Below are 23,678 nucleotides of genomic sequence, written 5' to 3' on the forward strand. Positions count from 1 at the left end.
CAAGATATGGCGACTTTTGGATCGGACACTAAGGAGACTTGATGTTTACAGGCATTATTACCGATATCGGCAAGGTTGACCGGATCAAGCCGCTGAATGAAGGCGTGCTGCTGCGTATCGAAACCGTTTATGACCCAGAAACGATTGAGCTTGGCGCTTCGATTGCATGTTCCGGTGTTTGCCTGACTGTCGTTGCACTGCCGGAAAAGGGCACCAATGCCCGCTGGTTCGAGGTCGAGGCATGGGAAGAAGCCCTGCGTCTGACCACAATCTCCACCTGGGAGAATGGAACCAATATCAATCTGGAGCGCTCGCTGAAGCTTGGCGACGAAATGGGCGGACATCTCGTTTCCGGTCATGTCGACGGACAGGCTGAAATCGTTGAACGCAAGGACGAGGGCGACGCGGTGCGCTTCACCCTGCGTGCGCCGGAAGAACTGGCGCCATTCATCGCCCAGAAGGGTTCGGTCGCACTGGACGGCACGTCGCTGACGGTCAACGGTGTGAAGGGCAATGAATTTGACGTTTTGCTCATCCGCCATTCGCTGGAAGTGACCACCTGGGGACAGCGAAAAGCGGGCGACAAGGTGAATATCGAGATCGACCAGCTCGCACGCTATGCGGCAAGGCTTGCGCAATATCGGAAATAGGCTTACAGCCTAAAATTCCAGGCTGTAAAAGCATATCCCGATTTGAGCGTTGACCGCAGGTGTTGCGGTCCGCAAAATTTGTCATGGAGTTTCTCATGTCCGATCACGAGGCGCATGCGCCGCATTTGCTTATTGTTGAAGCGCGTTTCTACGACGATCTAGCTGATGCGCTTCTTGATGGCGCAAAGGCAGCCCTTGACGATGCGGGCGCGACCTATGACGTCGTGACCGTACCGGGCGCGCTGGAAATTCCGGCAACCATTTCCTTCGCCCTCGACGGTGCAGATAATGGCGGCACCGACTATGACGGCTATGTCGCTCTTGGCACGGTTATCCGTGGCGAAACCTATCATTTCGACATTGTTGCAAATGAATCCTGCCGTGCGTTGACCGATCTCGCGGTTGAAGAAAGCCTTGCCATCGGCAACGGCATTCTGACCGTTGAAAATGACGAGCAGGCATGGGCGCGTGCGCGCCGTACTGACAAGGACAAGGGCGGTTTTGCTGCCCGCGCCGCACTGACCATGATTGACCTGCGCAAGAAATTCGGAGCCTGAATATTATGAGTTCTTCCGCAGAAGGTCGCCCGACACCAAACCTGCCGCGTACGGCGAACAAGCGTGGCGTTGCCCGTCTTGCAGCCGTGCAGGCCCTCTACCAAATGGACGTTGCCGGTACGGGCGTGATGGAAGTGGTCGCAGAATACGAAGCCTTCCGCCTCGGCAAGGAAGTGGACGGCACGCAATATCTTGATGCTGATCCGCAATGGTTCCGCGCTATCGTCGCCGGTGTTGTCGACAGTCAGCTCAAGCTCGATCCGATGATCCATCAGGCGTTGACCGAAGACTGGCCGCTGTCGCGTCTTGATTCCACGCTGCGCGCGATCCTGCGCGCCGGTGCATGGGAACTGACGTCGCGCAACGATGTGCCGACCGCCGTGATCGTTTCGGAATATGTCGATATCGCCAAGGCGTTCTACACCGAAGATGAGCCGAAGCTGGTCAACGCGGTGCTCGACCGTCTTGCCTTTGTCATTCGTGGCGAAAGCCGTGGGGCCAAGCCGCGCCATTAGAGCGTGTTTCGATCTGATTGGATCAGATCGGCGCTCTAATCCTTTATTTTAACGCGCATCTTTTCCGATCGAAGCAGGATCAGAAATCAGTCCAGTGGACTGATTTCCCTGCGGAGGCGTTTCACACTTTTCGGGATGCGCTTTAATACCGGCTTAGAGATCAGGATAAGAATAGAAAGGGCTGTGAGAAATCGCAGCCCTTCTTTCATTGTATGCTGGCAAAGAACGTCTTGACGTTTGTTCAACCGTTTCGCATGTTGGTCATGCGGCATTGAGAATGCTGGACTGCAAGGGGACTTCGCCAATTTATTGATTCAAAGGCATAAGTTCCTGATGAAACTATACCGTTGAAGCCCGGTACGACGTGGTGGCTTCAAGCGCTTTCCATGCCGCTCTAATCGGCCCGGGGAGGGGTTTTCGGGCCTTCATGCGCATATGCCTGCCGTTAATTACCCAGTATCGGATGTTTATCTGCGGTCGATCTGACGGTAGCCGGCGCAAACTCAATAGGAGTTGGCCTTTATGCAAATGGGAGTGGCAGTTTTACTTCTCGTTATTGCCTGCGGCGTGGTTTCCGTTCTTTTCGCCTTCTGGTCGATCCGTTCGATCCTGGCGGCTGATCAGGGAACGCCGCGTATGCAAGAAATCGCTGGCGCCATCCGCGAAGGTGCGTCGGCCTATCTCACACGACAATATTCCACGATTGCGATTGTCGGTGTCGTTGTGTTTCTCGCCGCATGGTATTTGCTGTCGCTGAGCGCCGCCATCGGCTTTCTGATCGGCGCAATTCTGTCCGGTGTCACAGGCTTTATCGGGATGCATGTTTCGGTGCGCGCCAATGTGCGCACAGCACAGGCCGCTTCCTTGAGTCTGGCAGGCGGGCTTGAAATGGCTTTCAAGTCCGGTGCCGTTACCGGCCTTCTGGTGGCCGGTCTCGCACTGCTGGGCGTATCCGTCTACTATTTCATTCTCACCGTCTGGCTGGGCTATGCGCCCGCCGATCGCACGGTTATCGATGCACTGGTGGCGCTCGGCTTTGGCGCATCGCTGATTTCGATCTTTGCCCGTCTCGGCGGCGGTATCTTCACCAAGGGTGCGGATGTCGGCGGCGATCTGGTCGGCAAGGTTGAAGCGGGTATTCCGGAGGACGATCCGCGCAATCCGGCAACCATCGCCGACAATGTGGGCGATAATGTCGGCGACTGCGCCGGTATGGCGGCCGATCTGTTCGAGACTTACGCCGTTACCGTGGTTGCGACCATGGTTCTGGGCGCGATCTTCTTCAACGGTTCGGACGTGCTGCCAAGCGTCATGCTCTATCCGCTGCTGATCTGCGGAGCCTGTGTGATCACGTCGATTGCCGGTACGTTCTTCGTCAAGCTTGGCGTCAACGGCTCGATCATGGGCGCGCTCTATAAGGGCCTGATCGTAACGGGTCTCTTGTCCATAGTCGGGCTTGGAGTTGCCAACACGCTGACGATTGGCTGGGGCGAAATCGGCACCGTGGCCGGCAAGAGCATCACCGGCACCAATCTCTTCATCTGCGGTCTGATCGGTCTCATCGTGACGGGCCTGATCGTGGTGATCACCGAATATTATACCGGCACCAACAAGCGCCCGGTGAATTCCATCGCGCAGGCTTCCGTGACGGGGCATGGCACGAATGTCATTCAGGGCCTTGCCGTTTCGCTGGAATCAACCGCATTGCCTGCCATCGTAATCGTTGGCGGCATTATCAGCACCTATCAGCTGGCCGGTCTCTTCGGCACGGCCATTGCGGTCACGGCCATGCTGGGCATTGCCGGTATGATTGTGGCGCTCGATGCTTTCGGGCCGGTGACAGACAATGCCGGTGGTATTGCGGAAATGGCCGGTCTCGATCCGGAAGTGCGCAAATCCACGGATGCGCTGGATGCCGTGGGCAACACGACCAAGGCTGTGACCAAGGGTTACGCCATCGGTTCGGCAGGTCTGGGCGCTCTGGTGCTATTTGCAGCCTATTCCAACGACCTTGCTTACTTCGCGGCCAACGGCCAGACCTATCCGTATTTCGCGGATATGGGACCGGTTTCGTTCGATCTGTCCAATCCCTATGTGGTGGCAGGTCTGATCTTCGGCGGCCTGATTCCCTATCTGTTCGGCGGCATGGCCATGACGGCTGTGGGGCGCGCAGGCGGGGCGGTGGTGCAGGAAGTTCGTCGCCAGTTCAAGGAAAAGCCGGGCATCATGACCGGTAAGGAACGCCCGGATTATGCCCGCGCGGTCGATCTTTTGACGAAAGCAGCAATCCGCGAGATGATCATCCCGTCGCTTCTGCCGGTGCTGGCGCCGCTTGTGGTCTATTTCGGTGTGCTGTTGATTTCGGGCTCCAAGGCTGCGGCTTTTGCAGCGCTCGGCGCATCGCTGCTCGGCGTTATCGTCAACGGGCTTTTCGTGGCCATTTCCATGACCTCCGGCGGCGGCGCATGGGACAATGCCAAGAAGAGCTTCGAAGATGGCTTTACCGATGCCGATGGTGTGAAGCACCTGAAGGGTTCGGAAGCGCACAAGGCCTCGGTGACGGGCGATACGGTTGGCGATCCCTACAAGGATACCGCTGGCCCTGCCGTTAATCCGGCGATCAAGATCACCAATATCGTCGCACTTCTGCTGCTTGCAGTGCTGGCACATATGGCTTGATCGGGTTCTGAAAGGTCCAAAAATAAGAAAACCCGCCGAGAGGCGGGTTTTCTTTTGAATTCGATCTTGCGGCGATTAGCTGCCGCCAGGTCCGCCAGCGCCAGCGCCCGGCACAGAGGTCGGGGCCTTGGAAACGCCCTGGATAACCTGACCGAGGAAGGTCTGATCCTTGCCGCCGGTTGGCGTGGTGCGCGATACGAAATCGAACAGCTTGCCGTCCTTCATGCCGTAATTGGCGATATTCTGAACCTTACCGTCCTTGTCGAAATAGATCGCAAGAATCTGACGGTCGACCAGCTTCGGCTTCATGAACTGAGCCGCGCGATGGCGCTTCTGCGAAATGTAGTAGAACACTTCATTGTCGAAGGTCGCGGTGGTCGATGGCGTGCCGAGCGCAAGCAAGACCTGCTCGCGGCTGGAGCCTACCGGCACCGAATCAAGCGCCTGCTGGTCGAGCACATAGCCCTCAGTCAGCGTTTCTGACGGGTTCAGCGTGGATGCAGTGTTGCATCCGACCAGGGCGGCCGAAAACAGAATTGCCGTACCAGCCAGAAGGGCACGCTGCTTGCGTGCGCCTGATGATGCGCCGGAACGCACAGTTGAGAAAATCCGCTGCAACAAAGACCTCTCCATAATTCTATTATCAGCGCGGCACTTTCGCCGTCGGGAGAACTTCGGTAAACCACCTTGCTTCTATATGCAACTGGAACGGTCGTACAGGGATGATTCTCCAACTTTTCCGCCGCAAATCGAAGGCCAATGAGGCTATCGTGCTCCGCGTGTACGAGGCGATCGTGGCAGCGGCGCGGCAAAAACGGTTTTATGCACAATTTCATGTGCCGGATACGCCACTTGGCCGGTACGAGATGTTGTCGGTGCATATTTTCCTGACACTGCATCGTATGCGGGGTGATAATTCCGCGCTGATGGCGCTTGCTCAGGAAGTGGCCGACGAGTTTTTCAAGGATGTCGACCACTCGCTGCGCGAACTGGGAATCGGCGACCAGGGCGTTCCAAAACGCATGAAAAAACTTGCCCGTATGTTTTATGGCCGTGTGGCCACTTATGGCGCGGCGCTCGATACCGACGATGCGGAAGCGCTTGCCGCTGCATTGACGCGAAATATTCGGCCCGATCTGGAATTCTGGCCACAAGCTCGCCATTTAGGCGAATATGTTCTGCGTTGTCGCGACCGATTGCGGGCAATCGACGATAGTACACTGGTGGCTGGCGAGATTTCCTTTATGGATGCCGACGATCTGGCGCTGACGCATGACAATACCGAAGAGGCAAAACAAAATGACTGACAAACCGGCGCTGAGCTATCCCGTTCCGGTTCTGCACCTGCCCCAGAAGGGCGTGACAGTAACAATTGGCACCGATGAGAAAGAGCGCGCTCAGCTCGCCGCCAGCCATGCGCTTGAGGCGGTGAATTCGTTTTCGGCCGAATTTCTGCTGACACCGTGGAAAAAGGACGGCATCCGCGTGCGCGGACGCATCGATGCGGAGATCGTGCAGGCCTGCGTCACCACGCTGGAACCGCTGACCAATGTGATTGCAGAAGAAGTTGACACGATCTTCGTTCCGGAAAATTCGCGTCTGGCCCGCGTTCAGCTCGACGAGAGCGGCGAAATGCTGCTCGATGCCGATGGCGCCGATAGTCCGGAAACCTTTGTCGGTGACCGGATCGACGTCGGCGCGGTTGCGGAAGAGTTTTTCGAACTGGCAATCGATCCTTATCCGCGCAAGCCCGGTCTGCCGGACGATGCCGAACCCCAGGTTTTTGGGGATGCGGATGATGAGGATGACAAGCCAGAGTCGCCCTTCGCAAAGCTGTCTGAATGGCACAAGAAGCCGTGATCAACGGTGATTTGCGACGAGTTTGAGAAAATATTGTTGTACGGCAACGTAAAACCACTATTTTCGCCAAAAACCCTGCCGCGTCTTGAGCGCGGCCTGGGAGCAGGGATCGAACAGGAATAATCAAGAGTGGTAAAAATATCGATTGACGCGATGGGCGGTGATTTCGGTCCTGAAGTGGTCGTCCCCGGCGCGGCAAGGGCGCTTGAGCGCCATCCCGACATGCGTTTTATTTTTTTCGGTCTGGCCGGACAGGTTGAGCCGGTGTTGGCGCGCTTTCCGAAGTTGCAGGCCGCATCCGAGTTTCGTGCCTGTGAAGTTGCCATTGGTATGGACGATAAGCCGAGCCAGGCTCTGCGCAATGGGCGCGGCAAGTCCACGATGTGGAAGGCCATTGAGGCCGTGAAGACCGGCGAAGCCGATGCCTGCGTTTCTGCGGGCAATACGGGCGCACTCATGGCCATGTCGAAATTCTGCCTGCGGATGATGTCGGATGTTGAACGTCCAGCGCTTGCGGGCATCTGGCCGACGTTGCGCGGTGAAAGCATTGTGTTGGATGTCGGCGCGACGATCGGCGCCGATGCACGCCAGTTGGTCGATTACGCTGTGATGGGCGCTGGCATGGCGCGGGCGCTGTTTGAAGTGCGCAAGCCGACGGTCGGCCTGCTGAATGTCGGCACGGAAGAGGTCAAGGGTCTCGACGAGATCAAGGAAGCCGGTCAGATCCTGCGCGATACACCGCTGGACGGTCTGGCATATTCCGGCTTCGTGGAAGGCAACGACATCGGCAAAGGTAGCGTCGATGTTGTGGTGACCGAAGGCTTCACCGGCAATATCGCTCTTAAAGCTGCCGAAGGCACGGCGCGTCAGATGGCGACATTGCTCCGCCAGGCTATGACCCGCACTTTGCTGGCCAAGATCGGCTATGTTTTTGCCAAGGGCGCTTTTGATCGCCTGCGCGAAAAGATGGATCCGAACAAGGTCAATGGCGGTGTGTTCCTTGGCTTGAGCGGCATCGTCATCAAGAGCCATGGCGGCGCGAATGCTGAAGGCTTCTGCTCGGCGGTTGAAGTGGGCTACGACATGGTGCGCAATCGTCTTCTGGAGAAGATTGAAGCCGATCTGGCGCATTTTCACCACAGTCACCCGCATGTTTCGTCCAGTGAAGGCGGCGAAGCGGCCAAATAATTATTTGCCCCTCTGGTGGGCGCGGATTTCGACGGTGCGGGCAACAGCCTCGTTCCGTTCGTATATGAGGACAGGAATAAAAAATGATACGATCTGTCGTGCGGGGTATCGGTTCGGCATTGCCGAAGCGGGTCATGAAAAACACCGACTTTGAGGGTGTCATAGAGACCTCGGACGAATGGATCGTGCAGCGCACGGGCATTCGCGAACGCCATATTGCGGGCGATGATGAAACCACGGTTTCGCTGGGCGCAGCCGCCGCGCGTGCGGCAATCGAAAATGCAGGTTTGCAGCCATCGGATATCGATCTTGTTCTGGTCGCCACCTCGACGCCGAACAACACATTCCCGGCCAGCGCTGTGGAAATCCAGCGTGAGCTTGGCATCACCTCCGGTTTTGCTTTCGACATGCAGGCCGTGTGCAGCGGCTTCATCTATGCCATCACGACCGCCGATCTTTATATTCGCGGCGGTATGGCCGAGCGCGTTCTGGTCATCGGCGCGGAAACTTTCTCGCGTATTCTCGACTGGACCGACCGCACGACCTGCGTTCTGTTCGGCGACGGTGCAGGCGCCGTGGTTCTGGAAGCTGCCGAAGGCAAGGGTCTGACTTCGGACCGTGGCGTTCTGGCTGCAAATCTGCGCTCGGACGGCAACCACAAGGAAAAGCTCTATGTGGATGGCGGTCCTTCGACGACGCAGACCGTCGGCCACCTGCGCATGGAAGGCCGCGAAGTTTTCAAGCACGCTGTCGGCATGATCACCGATGTTATTGAAGCTTCCTTCGCTGAAACGGGCCTCACGGCAGACGATATCGACTGGTTTGTGCCGCATCAGGCGAACAAGCGCATCATCGACGCTTCGGCCAAGAAGCTGAATATCGCCGAGAGCAAGGTCGTCATCACTGTCGACCGGCACGGCAATACCTCGGCTGCATCGGTGCCGTTGGCGCTGGCCACAGCCGTTGCGGATGGCCGGATCAAGAAGGGCGATCTCGTGCTTCTCGAAGCCATGGGCGGCGGATTTACGTGGGGTGCGGTTTTGCTGCGCTGGTAAGCCAATTGCCCCAAAACAGGGGCGCTCTGTCACGTTCGGAATCGGATCAGAAAAGAAAAGCAATAAAATTGATCCGCCGCGAGGGAACTCGCGGCTTGACCGAGCCGCTTTTATTTGTGTAACGTCCTGTCACGTAAGGATATTATCTGTTCAAACGCTAACCAGGTGGGTTCGGTTATGGGAGGTAAAACGGTCACGCGGGCTGATCTGGCAGAGGCTGTTTACCGGAAGGTCGGTCTTTCCAGAACGGAGTCGGCGGCTTTGGTCGAGATGATTCTCGACGAGGTCTGTGACGCAATCGTCAATGGCGAAACAGTGAAGCTGTCGTCATTTGCCACTTTTCAGGTCCGCGACAAGAACGAGCGTATCGGTCGCAATCCGAAGACCGGTGAAGAAGTGCCAATTCTTCCGCGACGCGTGATGACCTTCAAGGCTTCGAATGTTCTCAAGCAGCGCATTCTGCAGGAACATCAGAAGCGCGAAACCAAGAGCAAATAATACGGATTGATGCCGCCCCAGTTTCCTCGGGCGGCATTTGTTTTTTCAGCTCAGGTGTTGAAAGCCGCGGCTTGCGCGTTCTGGCGCAGGGCGCGTATTGACGGGTTTACGCTGCCGTCTTCATTCCTTTTACATCGGTGATGGATGGCCTGCTTCGCTGCAAGGTGGAGCAGCTTCGCATTTTTAAATTCGCCTGAGCCGTATTTAAGGGCGAGCTACTGTGCCTCACCCATGTGAAGGGATGCGTATAAAGCTCTGATATTATATAATGGATATAGTGGAACGAATCATTTCGCTAATATTCGAATCCGAAAGCGCATAGGCTTTTCGGAAAGAGTTTCAGCGTGAAACGCCATCGGGTTTCAATCGGCGTTCGGACAGTATAAGTAGGCCACGGTTTTTGAAAAACTGGTGGCATTCCGCCTTATTGTCACTGTCTGCGTATCGTGCGGACCGCAAGTGGAATTTCAAAGCCTATACGGGTCGCTCGGTGAGCGGGCCGTTGCTGCTGGAAAGGGCAGGTGGATGGACAAGAGCCCTGATGCATTCAGGACGATCAGTGAAGTTGCGGAGGATCTCGATCTTCCCCAGCACGTGCTGCGTTTCTGGGAAACGCGCTTTACACAGATCAAGCCTATGAAGCGTGGCGGCGGTCGCCGCTATTATCGTCCAATCGATGTCGAGCTGCTCAAGGGCATTCGCCATCTGCTCTACGATCAAGGCTATACGATCAAGGGAGTGCAGCGTCTGCTGCGCGAGAACAATCCACAGTTCATCATTGCTCTTGGCAACGGCGATGTGCAGGCTATTGAAGTCATCACACGCCAGAAACAGGCTGCGGCTGACAAGCGTGCAGCGGAAGAAGCTGCCGACAATGAAATGGCCCTGCCAAGCGGCATCAAGGCACCGCAGCCCTCGCGCAAGCTGTTCGGCTTGTTGAAGGGCGAAGATGACGGCCCCATTGGTGCTGATGGCAAGCGCCCCTCCAAGGACAATCGCTCGCTTTTGCAGGAAGCGCTTTTTGATCTTCTGGAATGCAAGCGCTTGCTGGATCAGGTGCGCTGAGCCAAGCAGAAAGTGAAAAGGGAGGCAGGAGCCTCCCTTTTTTTATCGTCAACTGGACGAGAGTTTCAGTCCGATGATGCCCGCGAGGATGAGCATAACGCTTGCAACGCGGAAGAAACTTGCGGCTTCCCCAAGAATAAAGATGCCGACGACGAAAGCGCCGACTGCGCCGATACCAGTCCAGATCGCATAGGCCGTGCCAAGAGGCAGCGTGCGCATGGCGATTGAAAGCAGTAGAAAACTGCCGATCATTGTGACCAGTGTGATGATGCTGGGCGTCAGAAGCGAGAAGCCTTCCGACTTTTTCATGAAGAAAGCCCAGACGACCTCAAGGATGCCGGCGATAGCCAGATAGACCCATGCCATTGTGAGTGCTCCATATTTGGAAATAGGTAAAATCAAAGACTTAGACTGTTTCGATGAATCAGTTTCTAAAGGTCAGATGTGGTTCGCTCTGCCGGTTGCGAGAACGTGAAGCGCGCGAAATCGCCAATGCTGGCCGAGTGGCCGCCAGTAAGTCTGGACCTGACGATGCGCTTGATGGCGAATTGTTCGATTGGCCGTGACATAGGATACTCCTATGGGGCCGTCCCCTATGCGAACACTGGCGCGGGTCGTCCCGCGCGCCAACTAGATAAGCTTTCGTTTGTCTTGTGGCAAGGGGTGCATAAGGATATTTCTGCCAACATAAACTTGATCGCCACAGTCGTAGATTGGCGGTTATTTTCGGTTATCCTGCCATTCTTACTCACAGATTATGCCAGGAGATTGATCCATGACTATCTCAAGACGTAATTTTATTGTTGCAGCATCTGCTGCCGGTGCGGGATTGGCGCTTTCGCCGCTGGACCTCGCCAGAGCGGCAGCCGAAACGGGCAGTTCCAACGTGCAAAAACCGTCCCAAGTCGAAAATCCGGGTTTCCACCGCTTTAAGCTCGGCGAATTTGAAATCACCACGCTGTCCGATGGACGCCGCGCAGGCGAGGACATTGAGAAAATCTATGGGTTTGAGCAGGATCCGAAGGAAGTGGCAGCGCTGCTTGAACAGAACATGCTGCCTGCTGGCCGGTTCGTGAACAGCTTTACACCTGTGCTGATCAATACCGGCAAGGACCTCGTGCTTTTCGACACTGGCATGGGTGCCGGGGCGCGCGCGAGTGGACAGGGCAAGCTTATCAGTTCACTGGAGGCTTCGGGCTACAAGGCCTCGGATGTTTCGCTCGTGGTGCTGAGCCATTTCCACGCCGATCACATTGGCGGTCTCATGGAAGACGGCAAACCTGCTTTCACCAATGCTCGTTATGCAGCCGGACAGAAGGAGTTTGATTTCTGGACTGATCCTGCGCGGCTGGATAGCCCGATGAAGAGCGGTGCCGAGCTTGTCGGCAAGAATGTGAAGCCGCTTGCCGAGAAAATAACCTTTCTGGAAGACAACAGCGAAGTTGTTTCAGGCATCAATGCTCTTGCAGCTTTCGGGCATACACCGGGCCATTTGATATTCCGCATCGAATCCGGCGGCAAGCAGCTGATGTTGATTTCCGACACCACCAATCATTTTATCATCACCATGCAGCGGCCCGAGTGGCACGTGGCATTCGATGTGGACAAGGAGGCCGCCGTCGTGACGCGCAAACGCGTCTTGGACATGCTGGCGACCGAGCGTTTGCCTTTCATCGGATATCACCTGCCTTTTCCGGCGGTGGCTTATGTGGAGAAGGATGGCGCGGCATATCGCTATACGCCTGAAACCTACCAGTTGAGGGACACGTAATCGCGATCAGCGTCCGCCCGCGACATCGATAAACGAGCCGGTCGTGTAGCCGGGGGCGTCGTTGAGCAACCAGTAGATGGCTTCAGCGACTTCTTCGGCTTTTCCGGCTCGCCCCATCGGGGTTCCGGCCCCCAATTGTACTGCCCGGTCGGGATTGCCGCCGCTGGCGTGGATTTCCGTTTCGATGAGACCCGGGCGGACCGCATTGACCCGGATACCCTTGGGGCCAAGCTCACGAGAGAGGCCGATGGTCAAAGTGTCGAGCGCGCCCTTGGCGCCCGCATAGTCGACATATTCGAACGGTGATCCGAGCTTTGCCGCCATCGAGGAAACGATCACGATGGAACCGCCTGGCTGAAGGCGGCGCGCCGCTTCGCGTGCGCAGAGATAAGTGCCGTAAACATTGACATCGAACATGGTGCGCAGGCGTTCCGCGCTCATGTCGGCAAGCGGCATGGTCTGCGCGACGATGCCTGCATTGAGCACGACGCCGTGCAGTGCGCCGAACGCCTGCTCTGCGCGATTATAAATGGAAAGCACGTCCTCTTCGCGTGAAATATCGCCTTGCAGGGCGATGGCCTCAGCGCCCGCACGTTTCAAGCTGTCGGTGGTTTCCGCTGCGGCTGCAGCGTTTCCTGCATAATTGAGGGCGATCGACCAACCGTCTGCTGCACAGCGCAACGCCGTTGCCTTGCCAATGCCACGGCTGCCGCCGGTAATCAGAACGTTTTTCAAGCTTGAACTCCTCCGCATGTTTCACGGTGGAGTTAAAACATTTTGACGCTCCCCGCAAAGCGGAGATTGTGAAAGGAAAACAATAAAGGGGAAGGGAAATGGTCGGAGCGGCGGGATTCGAACCCACGACCCCTTGACCCCCAGTCAAGTGCGCTACCGGGCTGCGCTACGCTCCGAGCCGGGGAAAGCCTTAGAATATAAAGGATTACCTCGCAAGCTGTAAAAACTTCAAAACGGAACAAAATGCACACAGATGCACGGCGTGGAACAGTTCGGCACCAAAAGCCCGACGGATTTTCCCGTTCTGTTCTCCCGTCATCAGCATCATTCAACCTAGCAATTCACCCCCAGATGGCGGTTCGGGTGGGGATATGAATATCAGTGGTGGCGCTGGCGGCTTAGTGGTTGTGGCGTGGTGATATGGTAAACAGATATGCGCGAATTGATTCTGGTGTCGTAGCCGAAGTTGTTGAATTACCGAGCGGCATCAAACCAGCAGACGCCTTTCATGCTTCCATTGCATCACAGTTTAGGACCTGTTCTTCCGAGGTGATGGGCGGTTGGCTTTTTGATGGTGAAAACTATTCACCACCAGAAGTCATTGAGATTGTCCCGGTCACTATTCTACCAGCTGTCACGCTATCGGAGCGAATGACCGTCGAAGAGGCCAGTCAGGTTGAGACAATCATGGCTACGCAGCTCTTTCGAACGCGCCAGATTTTCCTGACAGTAAACATGTTCCGGTCTGATCATGAGCTTTGGCCGCTGCTCGTTCTGGTGGGGCGGATTTGTTTTGTAAGGCGAGGGCAAACGAACTGCTTTCTGTACAAACATTGTGAGTTTTTGCAGATCATCAGATGCGAATAGATGCCAACTCGCTTGCAAAGCAAGTAGAAATCGGTCTATTCGCATTGATGATTGCATTGGGGGCTAGATGCGGAATTCTGACGAGCTGATGGCAGTCACGGCCTTAAGGTTTCTTGCGGCATTTTATGTATTCATTTTTCACATACATATCCGATGGCCGTTGGCAGTAGCAGGGCAAACTTTTGACCGGTTGCTCTCGCAAGGAGCGGTTGGGATGAGTTTGTTTTTCATCCTCTCTGGGTTTGTTCTCGCAATCTCACTAACTAGGTCACCAAGAAGCTTCGGAAGTTATTTCAAAAGTAGAATATTTCGTATTTACCCGGTGTATTTCTTCGCCGCGCTCGCAACTATTCCATGGCTGTTCGGCTCTGAGAAACCGAACGTCTTGCTAGGTGCGCTCTTGATAACAACGAATATTCTGATGATACAAGCTTGGTTTCCGTCTACGTTCCATTTTTGGAATAACGGAGCTAGTTGGTCTATTTCAGTTGAATTTTTCTTTTACGCAGTATTGCCACTCGTCATATTACTAACGGTAGATTTAAGTAACCGACGTTTATTCCATATAACTGTAATCTCTGTGTTGGCATCTGCGGTGGTAGGATTGGCGTATGTTGCGTTCCCTCCGACTGTTCCATTAATTGTGTTCTATTCAGCGCCAGTATATAGGTTGCCTGAATTTTTGGTCGGGGTGACGAGTGGGCTTATGTTCGCTAATAACGTCAGGATACGTTCACCTAAATTCGTGCTGGTTGTCGCGTTGATAGTTCTCGCCTTGGCATTATCTTTTCCACAACTCACAGGGACTAGCTATATAACCGCGCACTATATAGCAGTTCCTTCTATCGCTATTACTATTTTTGCGTCGGCCTGTATTGGCTCGGTCCCTGGACCAATATTCCGACCGATTGTGTGGATGGGGCGCATCAGCTATTCGTTTTATGCATTTCAGTCGCTGACCATTTACACGCTTATATCATTGCGTACTCAACTGGCCGAGTTTTCTCCAATATTTAAAAACAACTGGGGCATATTTGTGCTGGCCTTTGCAACGACCACTATTCTGGCCGCAATTAGCCACAACTTGTTGGAAGTAAAATTCCGAGATATTCTGGAGCTCCGATTTAATAAGACAGCGACGCCAAAAAAAGCCTATTGATTACTATTGGTCAGAATAAATCAGCATTGTAATTCAGGCCCACAATCCATCAACATCTAGACGCCGCCCTTGAGGCGGTTTTTCTTTGCCAGTGTCAACCGAAACGGAAACAGAGCCTAACATAGCGAAACTGTCGGATAGAAAGCGGCTCAATTCTCGACACGCTGATTTACTGGATTACGATCATCCTGATAGCAGGCTGTGTGCTTCCACCTATGATGCATGACCCAGAAAATGGATCAATCGCGGCTAGGCGGTTATTACGGAATGCTGTTTGGGTTTTCTCAAAATAGCGGTGAATTCATTTGAGCCCAGTGCGGTCTCGTGAACTTCCTCGGCAACCAGACCAATATAGTTCAATTTGCATAGACGGGTGATCATCTCTCGAAAAGTTGTGGGCGTAAACTGCCATGCGTGCACGTCGATATATCCACCCTTGCCTCCCTCCCAAGCTTGGACGGCAAGTTTGATACGCGATAGAACGGCATTTTCGTACGTGTCATCGAAGCTGTTGCCTTCCCAATGACGGGGAGGGTCATTGTGCGTGGTCAAGGCAAAGTGTTCGATGGCGCTCGTCAATGAGTGAACTTTTCTGCCTTCGATGTGAGCGGCAACGACTTCGGCGATACTTGAAACCTCAATCCCCGCATCGAAGCAGTATCGCTTGTCTGGAATGATGAGGAAGTACGCGCCGCCTTCATTAAGAAGATTAGCGACATCGTTCAGATGCCGTATAAAGTCCGGTTGATGCTCAATGCAGTGAGAACTCAGTACCGCGTCAAATTTGCGATCAACAATGGAAAGGTCGCCGTTAGGTGATACGAAATCGATGTGAGGCGCGTGTTTGATATCATAGCCGATTTCATTCGCACGCTTGATCAGGTCTGCCCGCGTCAGCACATCAAAGTATGATACGTTTTCTCCTATAAGAACCGGATTGCAAAATGGACCAATCTCTAAGGCGCTTACCGCTTCACTGGCCAGCATCGCTATGCCGCTTCGTGTGGATGCGTTCGCCAAATAGAGACGCCCCTCTTGGCGCCCGAAGCATTGATAATGGGTAACAGGATCAACGCCAGCTTGCGCTACGTCCGGGTTGAGGCGCAAATAAAGATCAGGATCGAAATCAAATGGTAAGCTGTCCGTCATTCCACCGATACCTTGCATCCATATCTCCGCTAGTGCAGCCGATGGCGGCTTAGATTTTATAAGTTAAGCCAACATAAAACATGGTGCAAATCTAAACAGCCGCCCACTGAGGCGGATTTTTCTTTGCCGAAAGAGAACTCATGAAACTCGTTCCCGTTATCTCACCGTCCCGTGGGGGGCGTAGAGAACAAGGCATATTGGGATAGGCCCCGGCAAAGTCTGGACAGTCTGCAGGTGCCCGCCAGAGCCACGCATGCGCCGGTGATATCCCAGCGATCTGGCTTTGCACCTTCGGCCACCCATATCCACACAATGGATGCGACAATATAAATGCCGCCATAGGCCGCATAGGCGCGGCCTGCCGTGTCGCTCTCGATCAGCGTCAGGAAATAGGCGAAGAGCGCCAGCGACGCCATGCCGGGAATGAGCCAGAGCGGTGATTTGTCGAGTTTCAGCCAGGCCCAGAAAGCAAAACAACCGGCGATTTCGCATATAGCAGCGGCAGCGTAGATGATGGACTGCAAGATGGCTCCTATGCGCGTGCGTGCTGGCGGGCGATTGGCGCGGTAGCGCGGGACATGGCCATCTGGCGCCGGTACTTATATTCAAGTCCGGCGCAACCCCAGATGATCCCGAACAGCAGATAGAAATGCCGCCAATGGTCGGTATCGATGACATTGCCGATCAGCACATGCCCCAGATAGGTGGCATAAGCGCAGAGCAGATAAGGCTGCCATGGCCTGTTGCGGAACAGCAGGCGAAAGCCGATGCCAAGCGTCATGAAGGTTAGCGTGACGAAGGCTGTGAAGCCGATCCATCCATAATCGAGTGCGGCTTTCAGCCAGTTATTATGCGTGTCCTCTCCGAACATCGGGCCGAATTCCAGCGGTCCGATGCCGAGCGGATGCTGCGTGGCAAGCACCATGCCATACCAGTGACGGGCAAACCGCCCCATGCGGTCGGCGTCATAGCTTTGTTCGAGTTGCGCGCGCTGCAAAAAGAAATCACCGATGCCGGGGATTTCAATAAGGATCAGCAATCCCACCGCTACAGCGGCAACTGCCAATAATGCAATCAGGATCAGGCGTAAGCGAAAGCGGTTATTGCTGGCTTGCAGACACAGGGTAAGCAGGATTACCAAGCAGGCGAGGGGCACCATGGCCCAGGCTGCGCGTGAAAACGAGAACAGGACTCCGAGCGTCAGAATGGCGGCGGCAGGCAGATAGACCAGCATATCGCGCGCGCGTCCGGTCAGAATGCGGTAGACGCTCCAGCTCAGCGGCAGGATGAGGAACGGGCCGAACACATTCGGGTCCTGAAATGCGCCCTTGGCGCGCCCGTAGCGCGTGAAGAGGTCTGCTCCGGGGAAGAGGTTGAGATACCCAACAATGCCGAGAAACGCAGCTATAAGGCCCACAAAAAGATAGGCTTTGAAGATTGTTTGCAGCCGCCGGTAATCCATCTCGATCATTGCGGCAAAGAAAACCGAGGTAAAAGCCAGAAACAGCGAGACAGCGATATAGAGCGGCGCTGTTTTAAGGTCGGCCATCTGCAAGGTTGAGATGACACCGCCAAAGTTGAACGCCGCGAGGATAGCCAGAAGAACGAGGTTGGTTCTGCTCAGGCGAAGCCCGAACAGCAGCGCAACGGCAATCAACCCCGCCATATAGACTTCATAGGGCGCAGGCTCGCTTAGCACGAAGCCCAGCAGAAAAACCCCAAACCCCACTGCAAAATTGACGATCAGGCGGTTCAACGCCCGTCGCTGATGCACGGTCACACCAGCGGGGGAAGCTGGATTATGCATCGGCGCAACGATGGGCACAGCCTGGCTCAATAGGCGTTTTCCGTATTGAGAAGCCGGATGGGCGTCAAAAAGAGGATCTTTAGGTCGAACCAGAGCGACCAGTTTTCGATGTAGTAAAGATCGTACTCAGTGCGCATCGTGATCTTCTCTTCATTGTCGATCTCGCCGCGCCAGCCATTGATCTGGGCCCAGCCGGTCACGCCCGGCTTGACGCGATGGCGTGCAAAATAGCCGTCAACGACTTCGTTATAGAGAAGATTGTTGGAATGCGCGGCCACCGCGTGAGGCCGCGGGCCAACCAGCGATAGCGATCCGGCGATAACGTTGAAGAACTGCGGCAGCTCGTCGATGGATGTCTTGCGGATGAAACGGCCGACGCGGGTGACGCGCGGATCGTTCTTTGTCACTGCATTGCGCGCCGTCGGGTCGCATTGCTCGGTATACATCGAGCGGAATTTCCAGACATTGATGACTTCATTGTTGAAGCCATGGCGCTTTTGCTTGAAGAAAACCGGTCCCTTGCTGTCGAGCTTGATAGCAATGGCAGCGCCAATCATGATCGGCGACAGAACCACGATCCCGACAAGACTGAAGGCAATGTCGAAAATGCGCTTGGCGACGGAATCCCAGTCGTTGATCGGCTTGTCGAAAATATCCAGCATCGGCACCGAGCCGACATAGGAATAGGAGCGCGGACGGAAGCGCAGGTGGTTGTTGAGCGCCGACAGGCGAATGTCGACGGGCAGCACCCAGAGCTTTTTGAGAAGTGCCAGAACACGGGCCTCGGCACTGATCGGCAGCGAAACGATCAGCAGATCGATATGGGCGATACGCGCAAACTCGATCAGTTCGTTGATGTTGCCGAGCTTCGGATAACCGGCAACGACGGGCGGCGAGCGCTTGTCGTCACGGTCATCAAAAATACCGCAGATGCGGATATCGTTGTCCGGCTGTTGTTCGAGCGACCGGATCAACGCTTCGGCATTGGGGCCGCCGCCGACGATTACGGCGCGGCGCTCCATGGTGCCATTGCGGGCCCAGCGGCGGATTTTCCAAGCGATGATCAGGCGGGAAATCAGGATAACGGTAATGGCGCTGACCGCCCAGATGAGAAACCAGCCGCGCGAGAAGTGCGCAGAAACCTTGAAGAGAAAACCGAGCACTGCAAGCGTGCCAAGCGTGGCCGCCCAGCTGATGATCAGCCGTCGTAAATGGTGGGTGGGGCTTCTCAGAATATTGACCTGATAACCGTCGTTGATCTCCATCAACGCGACATAGAGTACGCCGCCAGCGATGATGATCAGCGGATAATAAAGCAGATAGTTGCTCTGAAGCCCGACATAATAGCCAAGGCTCAATATGCCCATCAGGAAGATGAGGCCGAACTCGACCAGCCGCACGACGCCGCTCAGCATGAGTGGCGAAAACGTGTCCCGCCTGTATTGCGCAGCTATGCTGCGCGCCAGAGGGCTGAGTTCCACCGGTTCTTGCGGCTTCGAATCCTGCTTGGCGCTGGCTTCGATAGCCTTGCGTCCAAATGGAGAAAAAGCATCATTGTCCCGCACGATAATGTCCCGCTTATCAGTTTACAGGAGTATGTGTACCGTCAGATTCCTAAGAAATCTCTGAGAGCCTGTTCCAAAAGTCGTCCTGTGTGGCTGCAAATGGCGATTTTCTTCATTCCGGTGCTCACGTACCTTGAGTACGCTCCGCTCCGGTACTCAAAAATCACCATTTTCGCCCACACATGCCGTTTTTTGATTCAGGCTCTGAGCACGCAGGTATCGGACCTGCCTGGTACTCACGAATGCGTTTCACGGTAAATCAATTCTATAGAATGCGCCATGGACTGAATGCCAAATCGTTCACGAAGTCGTGAATTATCGGGCATTAGCGCATTGAAACTGTCTTTTCCACCCCTCGTTTCCCGAATTTTAGCGACAAGCGCTTCCACTGTCGGTTCAAACAACGCTGGCGATCCGGGCCCGAATATTTCGGGAATGCCGCCAACGCGGCTGGCGATAACGGTTTTCCCGGCGGCAACTGCTTCGAGTACGATATAGGGGAAAGCCTCCGCACGGGAAGGGATGACCATTAAACCGCCAAGCGCGAATGCCTCACGCGCTGCCATGCCGGGCAAGAAATGGACGTTTTCGTCAAGGTCGAGTTCGGCTGCAAGTGCAGTAAAGACAGGTTTTTCGGCACCGTCGCCGACAATGGTTGCGCTGAGCGACAAGCCATCCTGTTCGCGAAGCTGCGCCAGAGCGCGGATCAGAATATCGGGGCCTTTCAGATCACGCATCGTACCAACGAACAGAAGGTCGCTCGCATCGGGCGCATCGGGTACAGGGATGAATTCGTCGTCGGCAAGGCCGTTATAGACAACCGCATGGAGACCATGGGGCCGTCCGACCTTTTCCTCATAGGTTCGTTTCTCAAAATTGGAAACGAACATCACCGCATCGGTCATGGGGGCGAGAAACCGCTCGACCAGAAAGACAGCGCCGCCACGGCGCGTCTTCCGGTCAAAATGCAGGCTTCCGCCATGCGGTGAATAGATACGGGCTACGCGAGACCTAAAAACCCGTAGAACAGAGCCGAACAATCGGGCATAGACGCCGCCTTTGGCGCCATGTCCGTGCAAAATGTCCGGCCGCAATTTCTTGACAACGCGGTATGCTTTGAGTGCTGCCGCTGCATCGCCAATACCAATATGGCGTTGCATGGCAATTCTATGCAGGCCAAGCGCAAGCTTTGGCCGCAATTCTTCTAGAAGCGCATCCTCCCTTGGACCGCCTGTTGTTGCGTCGCAGACGACCCCGACAAGGTGACCTTTTTCCGCCTGTGCGCTGACCAGATCGCGGACATGGCGGAACAGTCCGCCAGTGGGCTCGCGAAAGCAGTGGACGATACGCAGAGGGGAAACAGTGTCGTCATCAGCCATCAATCGCCATCAGAACAGACGTTCGCGGACATAAATCGTATCGCCAGGCAGGATCGGATCGGAGATCAGAACCCGGCCCGTCAGCACCTTGCCATTGAACTGGCGGGTGATGTCGGCATTTTCCTGATTGGCGCGTGGGCTGTAACCGCCTGCGGCTGCAATCGCTTTCTGAACAGTCATGCCTGGCACATAGGAATATTGCCCGGCTGCGCCGACTTCACCCATGACGAAGATCGGACGGTAGCGGTCGATTTCGACGCTGACATCGGGATCGCGCAGATAACCGCCGCGCAGTTTCGATGCGATCAGGCCTTCAAGCTGTTTGGCTGTTTTGCCGCGCGCTGGAATGCTGCCGACGAGTGGGAAAGCCACATAGCCTGCCTGATCGACGCTATAGGTGTTGGTCAGGCTTGCCTGTTCAAAGACGGTGATGCGCACGCGGTCGCCTGCATCCAGCATATAGGGCTGGTTCAGCGCTTCATGAAAGGCTGGCGGTGCCGGGCGATAGCTCGTGCAAGCTGACGACAGAGTGATCGCCGCAAGACCGAGTGCCGTGAGCAAAGCACGGCCTGTACGCTTGTTGTGAATTTTCTTCGCCATCATGTCTCGCCTCGGTATCCCCGAAAAGCATCGCCCGCATTTATGGAAACTGATCAGCACCGAAGCGCTGCCAGATGAATTCCTGTCACTGCGTTATCGATTGATTAGGGTTAATGGCTGGTAAAGATGTGCCGAGATGGTCAAAAAACTTTCCGGAAGCGGGGAAGGGCAATGCAACGAAAGTATTGGGAGGCCGCGAGAGCTATAGAGAATGGCCTCATGGAGGCTCATGTAAGCGACTGCTTGAATAGTGAAGAAATCTCGGTGCTTAACCCTATGGTTACCTTAAGCGTTTACTTTTCCGGCCGGAAATGGGTATGCGACCTGGATGGGAATGACGATTGTCAGTAATCGACGGGCGCCTGCGGAGTAACGAAATGGCGGAAGTCGATTCGTCGTTGAAAGACGCAGACATCGATATAGGCGCGCTTTTTGGAAGTTTGCGTCGTAACTGGCTTTTGATTGTTGGCGGCGCTCTTCTGTTAGCGGCGCTGGCATGGATCATTTGTCTTCTTTTGACGCCGGATTACCGCGCCGAATCCCGTATCATTATCGAAACCCGCGAGTCGGTCTTTACACGGCCTAACGGTGACAATCCTGCCGAGCGCCCGCTGCTGGACCCGGAAGGCGTGAAGAGCCAGATCGAAATTCTGACGTCTAACGATCTTTTGAGGCGGGTTTCAAGCAAGCTAGATCTGCCGAACAATCAAGCTTTTACGTCAATCGAAGTAAGGCCTTACAGCCGGATTCTCATTCTACTCGGCATGATAGCCGATCCGGAGAAACTGTCTCCGGACGAGCGGGTTTTGCTGCGACTGCGTAAGCACTTGCAAGTGTATAATATCACCGGTTCACGTGTTATCGCGGTGCAGTACACGTCTGCCAATCCTCAATTGGCAGCACAAATCGCCAACACGATTGCGGAAGAATATATTGCACTGCAGAGTGCGGCCAAGCTGCAATCCAACGACGATGCTACCAATTGGCTGGCACCGGAAATCGATGATCTGCGGACGCATGTACGTGATGCCGAGAAAAAAGTTGCGGATTACCGCGCCTCACGTGGATTGCTGACCGGACAAAGCAACAATACGATTGCATCGCAGCAGCTTTCCGAAGTTTCGACGGAACTCACCCGCGTTCGCACCGACCGCGCCACGGCTGAGGCGAGGGCGGCGAGTGTTCGCAAAGCGCTCGCTGCTGGAACTCCGGTCGATACGCTGCCTGAAGTCGTCGCTTCCGGCATGATGCAGCGCCTTGCCGAGCGTCGCATTGAGCTGAATGCCCAAATTGCGGATCTGTCGACGACGCTTCTCGATGGCCATCCGCGCATCAAGGCGTTGCGCTCGCAGCTCTCCGATCTTGACCGTCAGACCAAGGCGGAAGGTCGCAAGCTGCTTGCCAGCCTTGAAAACGATGTTACCACAGCGAAGTTGCGGGAAGACGAGCTGGCGCGCGAACTCAATCGCGTGCAGTCGCAGGCCGCACAGGCGGGCGATCAGGAAGTCGAGCTTCGCGCGCTTGAGCGCGAGGCGGCAGCGCAGCGCGAGCTTCTCGAAACCTATCTGACCCGTTATCGCGAAGCAGCTTCGCGTATCGACCGCAATTATGTGCCTGTCGATGCCCGTATTCTGTCGGGCGATACGCCAGCGCTTCCTTATTTCCCAATGGTTCTGCCAACGGTTGCCGCAACCTTTGCGGCGGGCTTGCTGCTGCTCTCGATCTTCGTATTGCTGCGTGAACTGTTTAGCGGACGTGCCTTCGTCACGGCTGACGGCAGACGCGTCGAGGCTGTCGAGGAAATCGAAATGCCGGTGATTACGGCTGCTGCCGAAGCCGCCGCAGTTCCGCCGACAGCTTCCGAACAGGGAGAAGGAACCGTTGCTCCGCGCCGTTCCTGGACAGTGCCATTTATAACGAGATCGTCTGGATCTGACGCACGGACGACACCTGCGTCATCGGCGAAGGAGACGACCATGTCTGCACCGAAAAATCCGAACGGCGTGGAAGCGATTGCCAATCGCCTGCTCGACGGTCGCGACAAGCGCATTGTGGTGGTTTCGCCCGAAGGTGATGAAGCGTCGGCGACAACTGTGCGTCTGCTGCGCGACCTTGCTGACCGTGGCAAGCGTGCGCTTCTGGTGGATATGACCGCGCAGGGTGCGGTGGGAAGCGCAATGCTGGATGGGCATAAGCTGCCCGGCATTACCGAACTTCTGATCGGCGAGAAGCGCTTCAATGAAGTGATACACAGTGACCGTTTCTCGCAGGCGCATGTCGTGCCACTGGGCGCGGCGGACCCGGTTGAAGCCATGCGTTCCGTTGATCGCCTGCCGCTGATCCTCGATGCGCTTGAGACGGTTTATGACTTCGTGATCGTGGAATGCGGCCCGTCTTCCGCCGCACAAATCCGCCGTGTTGCCGAAGACGATGCGACGGTTGTGATGAGCATTGTCGACCCCGAAAACAATGACGTTGCTCTTGCCGCACTCGATCTCGATCAGGGCGGCTATGAGGATGTGGTCATTCTGATGGATGACAAAAATCCACAGCCACGTGCGTAATTCGATTCAAAAACA

General features: G+C 55.3%; 24 protein-coding genes and 1 tRNA gene. 14 read left to right on the forward strand and 11 right to left on the reverse strand.

Annotation, left to right across the window (positions count from 1 at the left end):
• Positions 1-41: 41 nt before the first annotated feature.
• From FGI60_RS14840 to FGI60_RS14855, 4 genes are all read left to right on the forward strand, one after another.
• Positions 42-650, forward strand: coding sequence for a riboflavin synthase (locus FGI60_RS14840; protein ID WP_078340504.1), 609 nt, complete (start codon positions 42-44; stop codon positions 648-650).
• A 95-nt stretch (positions 651-745) separates the two neighbouring features.
• Entirely contained in the window at positions 746-1,207 is a 462-nt protein-coding gene (locus tag FGI60_RS14845; RefSeq protein ID WP_078340544.1) for a 6,7-dimethyl-8-ribityllumazine synthase, read from the forward strand.
• 5 nt (positions 1,208-1,212) lie between these two features.
• Complete coding sequence (nusB, locus tag FGI60_RS14850) at positions 1,213-1,722, forward strand: transcription antitermination factor NusB (protein WP_078340505.1); 510 nt, start codon at positions 1,213-1,215, stop codon at positions 1,720-1,722.
• Between the two features lie 522 nt (positions 1,723-2,244).
• Positions 2,245-4,401, forward strand: a complete 2,157-nt coding sequence (locus FGI60_RS14855) for a sodium-translocating pyrophosphatase (RefSeq protein ID WP_138785864.1) — start codon at positions 2,245-2,247, stop codon at positions 4,399-4,401.
• A gap of 75 nt (positions 4,402-4,476) precedes the next feature.
• Here the strand turns inward: FGI60_RS14855 and FGI60_RS14860 are convergent, their stop codons facing one another.
• On the reverse strand, positions 4,477-5,034 hold the full coding sequence (locus FGI60_RS14860) for an outer membrane protein assembly factor BamE (protein WP_138785865.1): 558 nt from the start codon (positions 5,032-5,034) through the stop codon (positions 4,477-4,479).
• Positions 5,035-5,123: 89 nt separating this feature from the next.
• On the opposite strand from FGI60_RS14860, the gene FGI60_RS14865 reads away from it, so the two are divergent.
• The 6 genes from FGI60_RS14865 to FGI60_RS14890 all read left to right on the forward strand — a co-directional run bounded on the left by FGI60_RS14865 (position 5,124) and on the right by FGI60_RS14890 (position 10,067).
• Entirely contained in the window at positions 5,124-5,708 is a 585-nt protein-coding gene (locus tag FGI60_RS14865) for a ubiquinol-cytochrome C chaperone family protein (RefSeq protein WP_138785866.1), read from the forward strand.
• Entirely contained in the window at positions 5,701-6,261 is a 561-nt protein-coding gene (locus FGI60_RS14870; protein ID WP_138785867.1) for a YceD family protein, read from the forward strand. The genes FGI60_RS14865 and FGI60_RS14870 overlap by 8 nt, the downstream gene beginning before the upstream one ends.
• 129 nt (positions 6,262-6,390) lie before the next feature.
• Positions 6,391-7,449, forward strand: a complete 1,059-nt coding sequence (gene plsX, locus FGI60_RS14875; RefSeq protein WP_138785868.1) for a phosphate acyltransferase PlsX — start codon at positions 6,391-6,393, stop codon at positions 7,447-7,449.
• 83 nt (positions 7,450-7,532) lie between these two features.
• Positions 7,533-8,504: a beta-ketoacyl-ACP synthase III gene (locus FGI60_RS14880; protein ID WP_138785869.1), complete on the forward strand. Its 972-nt coding sequence runs from the start codon at positions 7,533-7,535 to the stop codon at positions 8,502-8,504.
• Positions 8,505-8,681: 177 nt separating this feature from the next.
• Positions 8,682-9,002, forward strand: coding sequence for an integration host factor subunit alpha (locus tag FGI60_RS14885; protein WP_078340512.1), 321 nt, complete (start codon positions 8,682-8,684; stop codon positions 9,000-9,002).
• A gap of 525 nt (positions 9,003-9,527) precedes the next feature.
• Positions 9,528-10,067 carry a MerR family transcriptional regulator gene (locus FGI60_RS14890; protein WP_138785870.1) on the forward strand — a complete coding sequence of 180 codons (540 nt, stop codon included), beginning with the start codon at positions 9,528-9,530 and terminating at the stop codon, positions 10,065-10,067.
• 48 nt (positions 10,068-10,115) lie between these two features.
• Here FGI60_RS14890 and sugE read toward each other — a convergent pair whose 3' ends face one another.
• Positions 10,116-10,433: a quaternary ammonium compound efflux SMR transporter SugE gene (gene sugE / locus FGI60_RS14895; RefSeq protein WP_138785871.1), complete on the reverse strand. Its 318-nt coding sequence runs from the start codon at positions 10,431-10,433 to the stop codon at positions 10,116-10,118.
• Positions 10,434-10,498: 65 nt separating this feature from the next.
• Positions 10,499-10,636 (reverse strand): hypothetical protein, encoded by a 138-nt coding sequence (locus FGI60_RS26295; protein ID WP_171058777.1) that lies wholly within the window; start codon positions 10,634-10,636, stop codon positions 10,499-10,501.
• A 206-nt stretch (positions 10,637-10,842) separates the two neighbouring features.
• Here FGI60_RS26295 and FGI60_RS14900 point away from each other — a divergent pair, with 206 nt between their 5' ends.
• Positions 10,843-11,838, forward strand: a complete 996-nt coding sequence (locus FGI60_RS14900) for an MBL fold metallo-hydrolase (protein ID WP_138785872.1) — start codon at positions 10,843-10,845, stop codon at positions 11,836-11,838.
• Positions 11,839-11,844: 6 nt separating this feature from the next.
• Here the strand turns inward: FGI60_RS14900 and FGI60_RS14905 are convergent, their stop codons facing one another.
• Positions 11,845-12,573: an SDR family oxidoreductase gene (locus tag FGI60_RS14905; protein WP_210238446.1), complete on the reverse strand. Its 729-nt coding sequence runs from the start codon at positions 12,571-12,573 to the stop codon at positions 11,845-11,847.
• Between the two features lie 99 nt (positions 12,574-12,672).
• Positions 12,673-12,749 (reverse strand) — tRNA-Pro (locus tag FGI60_RS14910).
• 244 nt (positions 12,750-12,993) lie between these two features.
• On the opposite strand from FGI60_RS14910, the gene FGI60_RS14915 reads away from it, so the two are divergent.
• Together FGI60_RS14915 and FGI60_RS14920 are read left to right on the forward strand one after the other, a co-directional pair.
• On the forward strand, positions 12,994-13,440 hold the full coding sequence (locus FGI60_RS14915) for a hypothetical protein (RefSeq protein WP_138785874.1): 447 nt from the start codon (positions 12,994-12,996) through the stop codon (positions 13,438-13,440).
• Positions 13,441-13,507: 67 nt separating this feature from the next.
• Positions 13,508-14,599 (forward strand): acyltransferase family protein, encoded by a 1,092-nt coding sequence (locus FGI60_RS14920; protein ID WP_138785875.1) that lies wholly within the window; start codon positions 13,508-13,510, stop codon positions 14,597-14,599.
• 249 nt (positions 14,600-14,848) lie between these two features.
• Here FGI60_RS14920 and FGI60_RS14925 read toward each other — a convergent pair whose 3' ends face one another.
• From FGI60_RS14925 to FGI60_RS14955, 6 genes are all read right to left on the reverse strand, one after another.
• On the reverse strand, positions 14,849-15,766 hold the full coding sequence (locus FGI60_RS14925) for a class I SAM-dependent methyltransferase (RefSeq protein WP_235889823.1): 918 nt from the start codon (positions 15,764-15,766) through the stop codon (positions 14,849-14,851).
• Between the two features lie 143 nt (positions 15,767-15,909).
• Entirely contained in the window at positions 15,910-16,272 is a 363-nt protein-coding gene (locus FGI60_RS14930) for a YnfA family protein (protein WP_138785876.1), read from the reverse strand.
• Positions 16,273-16,280: 8 nt separating this feature from the next.
• Positions 16,281-17,555, reverse strand: a complete 1,275-nt coding sequence (locus tag FGI60_RS14935; protein ID WP_138785923.1) for an O-antigen ligase family protein — start codon at positions 17,553-17,555, stop codon at positions 16,281-16,283.
• 26 nt (positions 17,556-17,581) lie between these two features.
• Positions 17,582-19,120 carry an undecaprenyl-phosphate glucose phosphotransferase gene (locus FGI60_RS14940; protein ID WP_138785877.1) on the reverse strand — a complete coding sequence of 513 codons (1,539 nt, stop codon included), beginning with the start codon at positions 19,118-19,120 and terminating at the stop codon, positions 17,582-17,584.
• 236 nt (positions 19,121-19,356) lie between these two features.
• Entirely contained in the window at positions 19,357-20,499 is a 1,143-nt protein-coding gene (locus tag FGI60_RS14950; RefSeq protein WP_138785878.1) for a glycosyltransferase family 4 protein, read from the reverse strand.
• Between the two features lie 9 nt (positions 20,500-20,508).
• On the reverse strand, positions 20,509-21,099 hold the full coding sequence (locus FGI60_RS14955; RefSeq protein WP_371836102.1) for a polysaccharide biosynthesis/export family protein: 591 nt from the start codon (positions 21,097-21,099) through the stop codon (positions 20,509-20,511).
• Positions 21,100-21,476: 377 nt separating this feature from the next.
• Here FGI60_RS14955 and FGI60_RS14960 point away from each other — a divergent pair, with 377 nt between their 5' ends.
• On the forward strand, positions 21,477-23,663 hold the full coding sequence (locus FGI60_RS14960) for a GumC family protein (protein ID WP_138785879.1): 2,187 nt from the start codon (positions 21,477-21,479) through the stop codon (positions 23,661-23,663).
• Positions 23,664-23,678 lie beyond the last annotated feature (15 nt).

It is taken from the genome of Brucella haematophila (assembly GCF_005938105.1).
Lineage (GTDB): Bacteria > Pseudomonadota > Alphaproteobacteria > Rhizobiales > Rhizobiaceae > Brucella > Brucella haematophila.